The organism is Streptomyces sp. NPDC059499, assembly GCF_042749285.1.
Lineage (GTDB): Bacteria > Actinomycetota > Actinomycetes > Streptomycetales > Streptomycetaceae > Streptomyces.
The window spans coordinates 825411-837029 of record NZ_JBHYTT010000001.1 but is presented as its reverse complement, the minus strand read 5'-3'; the positions used below and the strand labels follow the sequence as shown (position 1 = coordinate 837029).

13 protein-coding genes and 1 tRNA gene are annotated in these 11619 nt (G+C 70.1%); 8 read left to right on the top strand and 6 right to left on the bottom strand.

Going from position 1 to position 11619, the window contains the following annotated elements:
- Positions 1–13: 13 nt before the first annotated feature.
- The 6 genes from ACFW9O_RS03955 to ACFW9O_RS03930 all read left to right on the top strand — a co-directional run bounded on the left by ACFW9O_RS03955 (position 14) and on the right by ACFW9O_RS03930 (position 5527).
- Positions 14–1582, top strand: coding sequence for an NADH-quinone oxidoreductase subunit M (locus ACFW9O_RS03955; RefSeq protein ID WP_384605261.1), 1569 nt, complete (start codon positions 14–16; stop codon positions 1580–1582).
- Positions 1579–3114 carry an NADH-quinone oxidoreductase subunit N gene (locus tag ACFW9O_RS03950; protein WP_384604648.1) on the top strand — a complete coding sequence of 512 codons (1536 nt, stop codon included), beginning with the start codon at positions 1579–1581 and terminating at the stop codon, positions 3112–3114. The genes ACFW9O_RS03955 and ACFW9O_RS03950 overlap by 4 nt, the downstream gene beginning before the upstream one ends.
- A gap of 90 nt (positions 3115–3204) precedes the next feature.
- Positions 3205–3669 (top strand): large conductance mechanosensitive channel protein MscL, encoded by a 465-nt coding sequence (mscL, locus tag ACFW9O_RS03945; protein ID WP_384604645.1) that lies wholly within the window; start codon positions 3205–3207, stop codon positions 3667–3669.
- A 252-nt stretch (positions 3670–3921) separates the two neighbouring features.
- Positions 3922–4785, top strand: a complete 864-nt coding sequence (gene htpX, locus ACFW9O_RS03940) for a zinc metalloprotease HtpX (protein ID WP_384604642.1) — start codon at positions 3922–3924, stop codon at positions 4783–4785.
- Positions 4782–5174 (top strand): YccF domain-containing protein, encoded by a 393-nt coding sequence (locus tag ACFW9O_RS03935; RefSeq protein WP_329208376.1) that lies wholly within the window; start codon positions 4782–4784, stop codon positions 5172–5174. The genes htpX and ACFW9O_RS03935 overlap by 4 nt, the downstream gene beginning before the upstream one ends.
- 80 nt (positions 5175–5254) lie before the next feature.
- On the top strand, positions 5255–5527 hold the full coding sequence (locus ACFW9O_RS03930; protein ID WP_351175765.1) for a GlsB/YeaQ/YmgE family stress response membrane protein: 273 nt from the start codon (positions 5255–5257) through the stop codon (positions 5525–5527).
- Between the two features lies 1 nt (position 5528).
- Here the strand turns inward: ACFW9O_RS03930 and ACFW9O_RS03925 are convergent, their stop codons facing one another.
- The 3 genes from ACFW9O_RS03925 to ACFW9O_RS03915 form a co-directional block, all read right to left on the bottom strand.
- A complete protein-coding gene (locus ACFW9O_RS03925) occupies positions 5529–6224 on the bottom strand; it encodes an alpha-ketoglutarate-dependent dioxygenase AlkB family protein (protein ID WP_384604638.1) in 696 nt (231 codons plus the stop codon).
- Positions 6225–6241: 17 nt separating this feature from the next.
- Positions 6242–6757, bottom strand: a complete 516-nt coding sequence (locus ACFW9O_RS03920; protein ID WP_351175761.1) for a methylated-DNA--[protein]-cysteine S-methyltransferase — start codon at positions 6755–6757, stop codon at positions 6242–6244.
- Positions 6758–6943: 186 nt separating this feature from the next.
- Entirely contained in the window at positions 6944–7432 is a 489-nt protein-coding gene (locus ACFW9O_RS03915) for a YajQ family cyclic di-GMP-binding protein (RefSeq protein ID WP_056796691.1), read from the bottom strand.
- A 166-nt stretch (positions 7433–7598) separates the two neighbouring features.
- On the opposite strand from ACFW9O_RS03915, the gene ACFW9O_RS03910 reads away from it, so the two are divergent.
- Positions 7599–7680: transfer RNA gene (locus ACFW9O_RS03910), tRNA-Tyr, on the top strand.
- 394 nt (positions 7681–8074) lie between these two features.
- Here the strand turns inward: ACFW9O_RS03910 and ACFW9O_RS03905 are convergent.
- A complete protein-coding gene (locus ACFW9O_RS03905) occupies positions 8075–8581 on the bottom strand; it encodes a cupin domain-containing protein (RefSeq protein ID WP_384604633.1) in 507 nt (168 codons plus the stop codon).
- A gap of 148 nt (positions 8582–8729) precedes the next feature.
- Here ACFW9O_RS03905 and ACFW9O_RS03900 point away from each other — a divergent pair, with 148 nt between their 5' ends.
- Positions 8730–9389: a histone deacetylase gene (locus ACFW9O_RS03900; protein ID WP_384604630.1), complete on the top strand. Its 660-nt coding sequence runs from the start codon at positions 8730–8732 to the stop codon at positions 9387–9389.
- Positions 9390–9447: 58 nt separating this feature from the next.
- On the opposite strand, the gene ACFW9O_RS03895 is transcribed toward ACFW9O_RS03900, so the two are convergent.
- Positions 9448–10104 (bottom strand): SDR family oxidoreductase, encoded by a 657-nt coding sequence (locus ACFW9O_RS03895; RefSeq protein WP_384604628.1) that lies wholly within the window; start codon positions 10102–10104, stop codon positions 9448–9450.
- 34 nt (positions 10105–10138) lie between these two features.
- Complete coding sequence (locus ACFW9O_RS03890; RefSeq protein WP_384604625.1) at positions 10139–11398, bottom strand: amidohydrolase family protein; 1260 nt, start codon at positions 11396–11398, stop codon at positions 10139–10141.
- Between the last annotated feature and the right edge of the window lie 221 nt (positions 11399–11619).

Sequence of the window (11619 nt, the reverse complement as noted above, 5' to 3'; positions counted from 1 at the left end):
CAGCGCATCCGTGATGCAGTTCCTTCTGGCGTTCATCGTCGTCGGCCCGCTCGTCGGTGCCGCCGCCGCGCTCCTGCCCGCCCCTCCCGGGCTCAAGGGCAGGAACCCCGGCCAGGCCGTGCTCCGCCACGGCGTGACCGTGACCGGCGCCGTCCTCGTCGCCGCACTCGTCCTGGCAGCGGGCTTCGACCACGACCACCCGTCGAAGATGCAGGCCACCACCGACATCAGCTGGATCCCGGCACTCGACGTCCGGATCCACCTCGGCACCGACGGCATCTCGCTCCCCCTCCTCGTACTGACCGCGCTGCTGACCTTCCTCTGCGCGCTCTACAGCTACTTCAAGCTCCCCGCAGGCCCCTCCCCGAAGGCCTTCGTCGCACTCGTCCTGGTCCTCGAGTCCGGCACCCTCGCGACCTTCGCCGTCCTCGACCTGCTGCTGTTCTTCCTGGCCTTCGAGATGGTCCTCGTCCCGATGTACTTCCTCATCGCCCGCTGGGGCGGCGACCGGAAGCAGCCCGCCGCCTGGAAGTTCATCCTCTACACGCTGCTCGGTTCCGTGCTCATGCTGCTGGGGCTGCTCCTCATCGGACTGAAGAGCGGCACCTTCGACATGGTGGCACTCGCCACTGACAACGGCCGTGGTCTCACCGCGTCCGTGCAGGTCATCGCCGTACTCGCCATCGGTATCGGCCTCGCGGTGAAGACCCCGATGTGGCCGCTGCACAGCTGGCTCCCCGACGCCCACACCGCCGCGCCGACCGTCGGATCCGTCCTCCTCGCCGGCGTCATGCTGAAGATGGGGACGTACGGCTTCGTGCGGATCCTGCTCCCCGTCACGCCCGACGGGATGCGGACCTTCGCGCCCTACCTCGCCGCGTTCGCCGTCGTCGGAATCATCTACGGATCCCTCGCCTGCCTCGCCCTCGCCCGCCCCGGCGCGAAGGGCGACCTCAAGCGCCTCATCGCCTACTCCTCCGTGGGCCACATGGGCTTCGTACTCCTCGGCATCGCGACGATGACCCCCACCGGCGTCAACGGCGCGCTCTTCGCCAACATCGCCCACGGCCTGATCACCGGACTGCTGTTCTTCCTCGTCGGCGCCGTCAAGGACCGGTACGGCACAGCGGACCTCGACACGCTCGCCGGGGCCACCGGAGCCGCTCTCTACGGGCGGGCCCCCCGCCTCGGCGGCCTTCTCGCCTTCGCGGCGATCGCCTCGCTGGGCCTCCCCGGCCTCGCCGGATTCTGGGGCGAGATGCTCACCCTCTTCGGCGCGTTCGACCCCGCCGCGGGCCTCAGCCGCCCCGCCTTCCTCACCTTCATGTCCATCGGCGCGTTCGGCACCCTGCTCACGGCCGCGTACATGCTCATCGTCGTACGCCGCGTCTGCATGGGAGGGACGCCCGAAACGGGCGGGGACCGCGAGGAGCTCCGCCCGGTGGCCGACATCCAGAGCTACGAATTCGCCGCCTGGACCCCGCTCGCCGCCCTCACCGTCCTCGCCGGACTCTGGCCCGCCGTCCTCCTCGGCCTCACCGACCCGGCCGTGCAGAAGCTCCTCGCAGGAGGCAAGTCGTGACCGTGGCAGCCGACAGCGCAACCGGGGCGGCAAGCCTCGTCCAGTCCGTCGACTGGCTCGCGATCGCACCGCCCGTCGTCGCCGCCGTGGTGGCCCTCGCCATCCTCGTCGCCGACCTCTTCGTCAGCGAACGACACAAGACGCTCCTCGGCTACGGAGCCGTCGCCGGACTCGTCGCCGCGCTCGCCCTCCTCATCCCGCTGCGCGCCGGAGACCGCTCCACCTTCTGCCTCACCGGGAGCACCCAGGCCTGCAGCTACACCGCCGACCACTTCGCCCTCGTCATCCAGGCCCTCGTACTCGGCGGAGCCCTGCTCACCGCGCTGCTCTCGATCGGCGACACCCGCAAACTGCCGGCCGGCGAGTTCTGGTTCCTTCTGCTGTCCTCCGCGGCGGGCGCCGCACTCCTGCCCGCAGCGCGCGACCTCGCCACCCTCGTCGTCGCCCTCGAAGTCGCCTCGCTCCCCGCCTTCGCCCTCGTCGGCATCAAGCGCGGCGACCGGCGCTCCTCCGAAGCCGCGCTGAAGTTCTTCCTCTCCTCCGTCGTCGCCACCGCCGTGATGCTCCTCGGCGTCAGCTTCGTCTACGCGACCACCGGCAGCCTGCACCTCACGGAGATCGCCGACCGCCTCGACGACGTACCCGGCCAGTTCGACACCCTCGCCAAGGCGGGCGTCGTCCTCACCCTCGTCGGTTTCGCCTTCAAGACGGCCGCCGCACCCTTCCACTTCTGGGTACCCGACACCTACGTCGGAGCCCCCCTCCCGATCGCCGCGTACCTCTCGGTCGTCGGCAAGGCGGTCGGCTTCTCCGGCCTCATCCTCGTCACGGTCATCGGCTTCCCGTCCTACGCCGACGTGTGGGGACCCGCCCTCGCCGTGCTCGCCGCCCTCACCATGACCGTCGGCAACGTCGCCGCGCTCCGGCAGACCGCGACCCGTGCCCGCAGCGCCGTGCGCCTCCTCGCCTGGTCGTCCGTCGGCCAGGCCGGCTACCTGCTCGTCCCGATCGCCGCCGCCGCGTACTCCAGCGACGAACAGATCGGCTCCACCGTCGCGTACGCCCTCATGTACGCCGTCGTGAACCTCGGCGCATTCGCCGTCGCCGCCCTCGTCGCCCGTACCCACCCCGGCAACCGCCTCAGCGACTACCGCGGCCTGTACGCCACCCGGCCCCTTGCCGCGCTCGCCATGGGCTTCTTCCTGCTCTGCCTGGCCGGCCTGCCCCCGGGGATCATCGGCCTCTTCGCCAAGGTCACCGTCTTCTCCTCGGCCGTGGACGCGGGGCTGGGCTGGCTCGCCGTCGTGATGGCCGTCAACGTGGTGATCGCGCTCTACTACTACCTCCAGTGGACCGCGGCGCTCTTCCGCACACCGGAGACCACACCCGGTGACGAGCCGGCCGCCACCCCCCGCACCCACCACGTCCCCGCCCCCCTCACCCTCGCGATCGTCCTGACCGCAGTGACCGGCATCGCCCTCTCGGGGGCACCCCAGCTCGTCCTCCGCTTCGCCGCGGTCAGCCTCTTCTGACCCTCGCAAGATCGGTTTGCCCGGGGAGCCCCGGACAGGGCATGGTCTTGCCTGCAAACGCCACGAAAAGAGCAAAGAGGAGCCAAAGCGGTGCTGAACGGGTTCAAGGACTTCATCCTGCGCGGGAACGTCATCTCCATGGCCATCGGCCTCGCCGTCGGAGCCGCGTTCACCGCTGTGGTCACGGGCTTCAGCAACGCCTTCATCGTGCCGCTCATCGGGCTCTTCACCCGCGGAACCGGTGACTTCAGCAAGGCCACCTTCACCGTCGAAGGCGCGATCTTCCCCTACGGCCTCTTCATCAGCGCCGCCATCGCCTTCCTCATCACCGCCGCAGTCCTCTACTTCCTCGTCGTCGTCCCCATGGCCAAGGTCCAGAACCGCTTCACGGCCAAGGAAGAGGAAGCGAAGGCCGACATCAAGGCCGCCCTCCGCGACTGCCCCCGCTGCTTCACCGAGATCCCCGCCGTCGCCAGCCGCTGCGCCCACTGCACCAGCGACGTCGAGCCGGACTCCCAGGCACGCGCACTCGCCGGCCTCCCCGCACAGCGCTGACCCCCTCCGCCCTCCACAGGGCGAGGCAGCGGCAGCACACCGGCAGCCCCACAGGCCGCCGAAACGCACCCCACCACCCGTACGGCCCAGGGGCGGATCCACCCGGATCCGCCCCTTCGGCCTTTGCCTGCGGCCCCACGCACAAGGGAACTAGCTCTCCTCGCCTCGCGTTGACCAGTACGGGAGGCTCCACTGGGGAGTGGAGCACCACCAAGCAAGGGTTCCCCTGCTGCACCACTTGGAGGGCGTACCGTGCACCGCCGGCACAACGGGCTGAAAACCGCCGTACTCCTCGGGGGCCTGTCCGCACTCATCATCGTCATCGGCAGCCTCTTCGGACGTATCGGCCTGATCGTGGCCCTCCTCGTCGCGCTCGCCACCAACGCGTACGCGTACTGGAACAGCGACAAGCTCGCCCTGCGCGCCATGCGTGCCCGGCCCGTCAGCGAGTTCGAAGCACCACAGCTGTACCGCACCGTCCGCGAGCTCTCGACCGCAGCCCGTCAGCCCATGCCCCGGCTCTACATCTCCCCGACACAGGCACCCAACGCCTTCGCCACCGGCCGCAACCCGCGCAACGCCGCGGTCTGCTGCACCGAGGGCATTCTCCAGATCCTCGACGAACGCGAGCTGCGCGGCGTCCTCGGCCACGAGCTCAGCCACGTCTACAACCGCGACATCCTCATCTCGTCCGTCGCGGGCGCCCTCGCCTCCGTCGTCATGTTCCTGGTCAACTTCGCGTGGCTGATCCCCGTGGGCCGGTCCAACGACGACGAAGGCCCCGGCATCTTCGGCATGCTCCTGGTCATGATCCTCGGCCCGCTCGCCGCCACCGTCATCCAGCTCGCCGTGAGCCGCTCCCGCGAATACGAGGCGGACGCCGCCGGGGCTCAGCTCACCGGCGACCCGCTCGCCCTCGCCGGCGCCCTGCGCAAGCTCGACGCCGGCACCAAACAGCTTCCGCTGCCGCCCGAACCCAGGATCGAAACGGCGAGCCACATGATGATCGCGAACCCGTTCCGACCAGGCCAGGGCATGTCCAAGATGTTCTCCACCCACCCGCCCATGGCGGAACGCATCGCCCGACTCGAGCAGATGGCAGGTTACCGACCGTGAAAACAATCCTGAACGTCATATGGCTGATCCTGTGCGGCTTCTGGATGTTCCTCGGCTACATCGTCGCGGGACTCCTGCTCTGCATCACGATCATCGGCATCCCCTTCGGCGTGGCCGCGTTCCGCATCGGCGTCTACGCCCTCTGGCCCTTCGGCTACATGGTCGTCGACCGTCACGACGCCGGAGGAGGCTCGTTCATCGGGAACGTCCTCTGGGTGATCCTGGCCGGCTGGTGGCTCGCACTCGGCCACATCTTCACCGGCATCGCCCTGTGCATCACGATCATCGGCATCCCCCTGGGCATCGCGAACTTCAAGCTCATCCCGGTGTCCCTGATGCCCTTCGGCAAGGAGATCGTCCGCACCGACGAGCCCTTCGCGTCGAGGTAGACCGGCGCCCCGTACCGCAACCGCACCCGCCCGACATCCGTCCTGGCTTGTACGACGACGTGACGGGTAGGTTCGCGAACATGAGCATCATCAGTTGGATCATCCTCGGACTCCTGGCCGGCGCCATAGCCAAGCTCCTGCTCCCCGGCCGGGACCCGGGCGGCATCATCGGCACGACCCTCATAGGAATCGTGGGGGCCTTCCTCGGCGGCTGGCTCTCCTCCCGCTTCCTCGACCGCCCCATCAGCACGGACTTCTACGACACCGCGACATGGATCGCCGCCGTCGCCGGGTCTCTCGTGCTGCTCATCGCCTACCGGCTGCTGTTCGGCAACTCGCGCGACCGCCGCTGAGCTACGCCGCCGGCCGCTCGCCCAACCCGGTCTCGCGCAACGTCAGATTGAGCCGGCCGGCCCGCATCCCCGACGCGGGACCGGCCGAACCCTCGAACACCCGCGGCACCCCGTGGAACGCGTAGCGCGACGGACCGCCGAACACGAACAGGTCGCCGGAGACCAACTCCACATCCGTGTAGGGACGCCCCCGGTCCTCCGTGTTCCCGAAGCGGAACACACAGGAATCGCCGAGACTCAGCGACACCACAGGAGCCTCGGACCGCTCCTCCCTGTCCTGATGCATCCCCATGGTCGCCGCGCCGTCATAGAAATTGACCAACGCCGCATCCGGCGCGTACGCCAGGGCCCGCCCCGCATCCCCGTACGCCTCCGCCACGGCCGCCCGCCCCAACTCCACCAGCCACTGCGGGAACGCCGCGACCCGCGCCCCGTTCACGTCGTCCGCCGTACGCGTGTACCGGTACGGCTGCCAGTGCCACCCCAGGCACACCGTCCGCACCGACATCACGCCACCACCCGGCAGCACGGTGCGCCGCAACGGCACGGGCCCCCGCGCCCATTCCCGGCACGCTGCCACCAACTCCCGCTGCCGCTCCGGCGACAACCACCCCGGAACATGCACCGCCCCCGGAGCGACCTCCCTGCGCGGTCTCGGGAAGAGCCCGTCCTGCGACGGCGGAACTGCGTCCGGCACCACCCGGCCCGCCGCCCTCAGCGCCCCACCGCCAGGGCACCCTCCAGCCCCAGCAGCTGTTCCTTGCGCTCCACACCGCCCGCGTAGCCACGCAAGGTCCCGTCCGCACCGATCACCCGGTGGCACGGCCGCACGACCAGCAGCGGATTGCGCCCGATCGCCGTCCCGACAGCCCGCACCCCGGCCCCCGCGGACCCCACCTGCTCCGCGATCTGCCCGTACGACACCGTCACCCCGTACGGAATGGCATCCAGGGCCTTCCACACCCGCCGCTGGAACTCCGTGCCCGCACCGTCCGCGTACGGAATGTCGAACCGGGTCAGCCGCCCCTCGAAGTAGGCCGCCAACTGCCCGGCGACACCACCGAACAGCTCCGGCGCGTGCCGCCATCCGTCCTCCACGACAGCGGCACCCTTCTGGCCGGGCAGGGACAGCGATACAAGTGCCACACCGTCCGCCGAACCGGCCCGCTCCTCGCCGACCAGCAGCAGCTCACCCAGCGGGCTGCCCACCCTCGCGTACACCGTTGCCATGACTCGTCACACTCCCTGCCCGGCGGACCGCTCAAGCGGCCCGATCACATCCCGTACCCACGAGTCTGCGACCCGCGCCGCGCCACGACCGGCGGTATTCGGACATCACGTACGACGGCGGGGCGACCCGCACCGACCGGCACGACCCGCCCCGCACATGAACGGCCGCACACAGCGGCGAACCGCCTACCGGTAATTGGCGAACTGCACCGCGAAGTCGAGGTCCTTGCCCTTGATCAGCGCCTGCACGGTCTGCAGGTCGTCCCGGCTCTTCGAGCTGACCCGCAGCTCGTCGCCCTGGACGAGCGCCTTGACGCCCTTCGGACCCTCGTCGCGGATGATCTTCGCCACCTTCTTGGCGTTCTCCTGGGAGATGCCCTCCTCGATGGTGGCGAAGATCTTGTACTCCTTGCCGGAGAGCTGAGGCTCTCCCGCGTCCAGCGACTTCAGCGAGATCCCGCGCTTGATCAGCTTGGACTGGAAGATGTCGAGGATCGCCTTGACCCGCTCCTCGCCGTTCGCCTCCATCAGGATCTTCTCGCCGGACCACGAGATCGATGCACCCGTGCCCTTGAAGTCGTAACGCTGGGAGATCTCCTTGGCGGCCTGGTTGAGGGCGTTGTCGACCTCCTGCCGCTCGACCTTCGAGACGATGTCGAAACTGGAGTCGGCCATGACGTGTGGCTCCTTGCGTTCGTATGCGGTGGGTACGGCACAAAGCCTAGCCATCCCCGCACGCCGCGAGCACTGATCAATCAGGTGGCGGAGCACCCCTGGTCATCGGGTATCGTTTACGTCGTCGCCAAGGAGCCCCAAGACGGGCCCCCGACGCGTCGTTCCAGGCGGTGTGCCCGAGTGGCCAAAGGGAGCAGACTGTAAATCTGCCGGCTCAGCCTACCCAGGTTCGAACCCTGGCGCCGCCACAGGACGGGAAACCCCGTCTGACCTGCTTAACCACAGGTCAGGCGGGGTTTCTGCATGTGTGGACGTGGGACCCCGAGGGTGCCGATCGACCCCCGTATCCCACGCTGTCTCACCCGAATCCCATCCCCGATCAGGGTGTGTCCCCCAGTCGTCCCCCCCCGGGGGGACGGGAACACTCCGGCCCGTTCCACCCCGCGGCGCGCCACGTCGATCCGGCTGTGGGCCGCTCCTGCGTCTGTGCGGCAGCGCGGGCGCCCTCGTACAGGCAGGCAGGCCGGCCGTCTCGTCCGACGCCGCAACGGGTTCAGCCCGTACGGCGTCGTGCACTCCTCGTGCTGTCTTCGGGTGCGGTTGGTCGCGTGCCGGGTGCAGCCGGAGCACTCTGCGGTGCGGTTACTCACCGACGAGCTTGAGTTGGTACCTGTCGGTCAGTTCGGCTACCCACTCGTCCGAGAACTCGAGGCCGTATTGCTCGGCCAGTTCGGCGCGCTGTCGGATGAACTCCTCGGGGTCGGCCGCCGTCTCGGCGATGGTGCCCATCTCATCGAAGAATCGCTCAAAACCTGCGGGGGAGAGTATCTCCAGGATCCTGGCCGGTTCCGGCCCGGCGTTCCAGAAGGTGTGCGGGATCCCTCGTGGCTTGAGGATGTACGAGCCCGGACCTGCCGTGGCCTCCTGGTCGCCCACCCGTGCACCGACCCGGCCCTGCAGGACGTATGAGAACTCGTCCTCACGGCTGTGCACATGCGGCGGTACGAGACGGCCGGGCTCGATCGGATGCTCGACGATCGAGAACTGGTTCCCGGTCTCCTCGGCCCAAATCCTGAAGTCGACCCCGATGCCCCCGAGCCAGATCGACTTGCCCTCGTCCGGTTCGACTACAAAGCGGAGAGCCTTCACGGCGGCCTCCCATATGTCGCTTCTCCTACCCTTTACCACTCTATTCCGGTCTCACCTATCAGTCACCGGCACACCCGACCGCCACGGGGCGGGCGGGGTTTGCGCACGTGTGCGAGTGTGACAACGGGATGGGCCTGAGGGAGGCGCTGTGGTTGGCGTGCACCGGATCGAGCCGGGGACCATGCAGGAGACCGCGCCGCAGCACGTCTGGTACGCCTCCTACGGCTCCAACATGCATCTGGAACGGCTCGCCTGCTATCTCAAGGGCGGCAGGCCGCCGGGGGCCGGCAGGGCGTACCCGGGCTGCCGGGACCCCCGTCCACCCCGTCGGTCCGTTCCTGTGGAACTGGCGGGAGCCCTCTACTTCGCCACCGAGTCGCCGGTCTGGGGCGGTGGGCGGGCCTTCTACGACCCGGAAGGCGAAGGGCTGCTCCGTGCCCGGGCCCACCTCGTCTCGGCGTCGCAGTTCGCGGACATCGCCGCCCAGGAGATGTACAGGGAGCCCGGGAAGGACCTGGACCTCGGCGAGGTACTCACCTCGGGCGTGGCCAGGATCGGGAGCGGCCGGTACGAGACGTTGATCTGCGCGGGCCTGCTGGACAGGGTCCCTGTGCTCACCTTCACGGCCCCGTGGAGCGCCGACGACGTGACCCCGGTGCCGCCGTCCCGCGACTATGTGCGCTTCATCGCCTCGGGCTTGTCGGCGGCCGGTGCCTGGGACGCGGCAACCGTGGCTGCCTACATCGCCTCCGCGCGAGGGGTGGCAGGCCGTTGGTCCGAACACGAGATCCGGGAGCTGATCGGCTGAGGGGAACGAAGGTGCTCAACTCCCCGGCTCCCGGGGCATCGTAGGGACATCGCGGGAATCAGTTCCCGGCGATGTCCTTCACCGCGACCGTCAACGGCACGCTCCCGGAGATCAGTTCCAGGGTCAGGCCCGCAGTCGCAGGTGTGTCCAGCAACTCCAGCAGAGCCGCTGCCACATCGTCACGCGGGACCGGGCCGCGGCCCGTCGAGGCGGCGAGCAGCACCTGGCCGGTGCCGGCGTCGTTCGTCAGCATCCCGGGGCGCAGGATCGTCCAGTCGAGTGCGGCCCTGGACCGTACGTCGGCGTCCGCGGCGCCCTTGGCGCGCAAGTAGACGTCGAACACCTCGTTGCCGGGGTGCTCGGGGTCGGCGCCCATGGAGGAGACGACGACGTAGCGGCGTACCCCCGCCTGTTCCGCGGCGTCCGCGAAGAGCACCGCCGCACCGCGGTCCACCGAGTCCTTGCGTTCGCCGCCGCTGTTCGGGCCGGCACCGGCGGCGAAGACCACCGCGTCCGCCCCGCGCAGAACCTCCGCGGTCTCTTCGACGGAGGCCGATTCGAGGTCGAGGACCACGGGTTCGGCTCCCGCGGCCCGGAGGTCCTCGATCTGTTTCGGGTTGCGGATGACGCCCACCGCTTCGTCTCCGCGCGCGGCGAGCAGCCGCTCCAGCCGCAGCGCGATCTGACCATGTCCGCCTGCAATGACAATGCGCATGCTCACGACCGTACGCCGGAGCGCGCGTTCGCGCTCAAGCTCCGCCGCCGGGGCCGGGATCGGTGCGCCCCTGACGGGGGAGTCCCAGGGCGGTGGTATCGGAGTCGCAGTACTCGCGTACCGCGCTGGTCCGCGCGACAACGCGTCCTCGGTGCACCACGATCCGGCTGTACGCGAGGGAGAGCACCCCGGAGAGTCCGTCTCCGCGTACGGCGAGCAGTTCGGCCGGGAAGCCGGCTTCGATCCGTACGGCCGGCAGACCCATGGCCGACCTGGCGACGGTGGAGACGGCGTCGTACGCGTGCTCGGCGCTCAGGCCGTCCTGCGAGGCGAGGAGGTAGGCCGCCTCCAGGGGGTCACCGCGGCCGACGGGGTTCGCGGCGTCCCGAAGGGCCCCGCTGCCCGCGGCGACACGTACCCCCGCGGAGCGCAGCAGGGACACGGGCGGGGTTCCGCGGTGTTCGGCGTCCGGGCATCTGCCCTGGGGGAGGCAGACCACCGCTACGCCGCTGGAGGCGAGCCGGTCGGCCGTGCGGGCGGCGGCTTCGGCGGGGAGCCGGGAGAGGGCCGCGCAGGGGCCGATGGTGACGCCGGGGCGCAGTCCCTGGGCCATGGCGGCGAGGCGGGCGAGCCGGACGGGGTCGTCACCGTCGGTGTGGAGGTCGACGGGACGGTCGTGCGCGGCGGCGATGTCCAGGACCGTCTCTGTGTAGCCGTCCGGGTCGGGGTCCAGGCCAGGGCGGCCGCCGACGACGCCCGCGCCCATGTCCATGGCGTCGCGGAGCATGGCGAGGTTGTCCGCGCCCGCGGTGCCCGTGAGGAGCCCGGGTACGGCGACGGCGACGATCTCGGCGAGCCCCCGCAGGGAGCGGCGGGCCCGGAGGACGGCTTCGAGGGGTGCGAGGCCCTGTCCGTTCCCGATGTGTACGTGGCTGCGCAGGGCGGTGGCGCCCTGGCTGAGCTGGATCAGGGCGGCTTCGGTGGTGCGGCGCCGGATGTCCTCGACGGGGTGCGGCGGGGGGCCGGGGCTGTCGGCGGTGAGTGCCGTGTCGCTGTGTGCGTGGGGATCGGCCGGGGCGGGGAGCAGGAGGTGGCCGCGCAGGTCCAGGCGCGTTCCGTGTGCGGTGAGGGTGCCTGCCGCGGCCACGGCCTCGATGCGGTGGCCGCGGATCCTCACGTCGACGGTGCGCCCGTCGGTGAGCCGGGCGCCGCTGAGGAGGAGCGCGGTCGCGCCGGGGGTGGCTCCGGGGCCCGCCGCGTCGCTGTCCGGCCGGTGCGGCTCACTGTGGGGCATCGCACTCCAGGGGGAGACATGATCACGCAGAGTGGGCCGAGCCTATGGGGGTGCCGGGTGTGCTTCGAGGAGGAGCCGAATAGTCGTACCGCTGTGGCTCGGCGGCGTACGCGGGGCGGGTGGGTCCACCGGGACTTCCGGCCCGTGCGAGGCGGCGGCACAGCCCCCGGACCGCTGCCCGTCAAAACCTCGTCAGCCGCTGATCAGCCCCCGATTCGCCC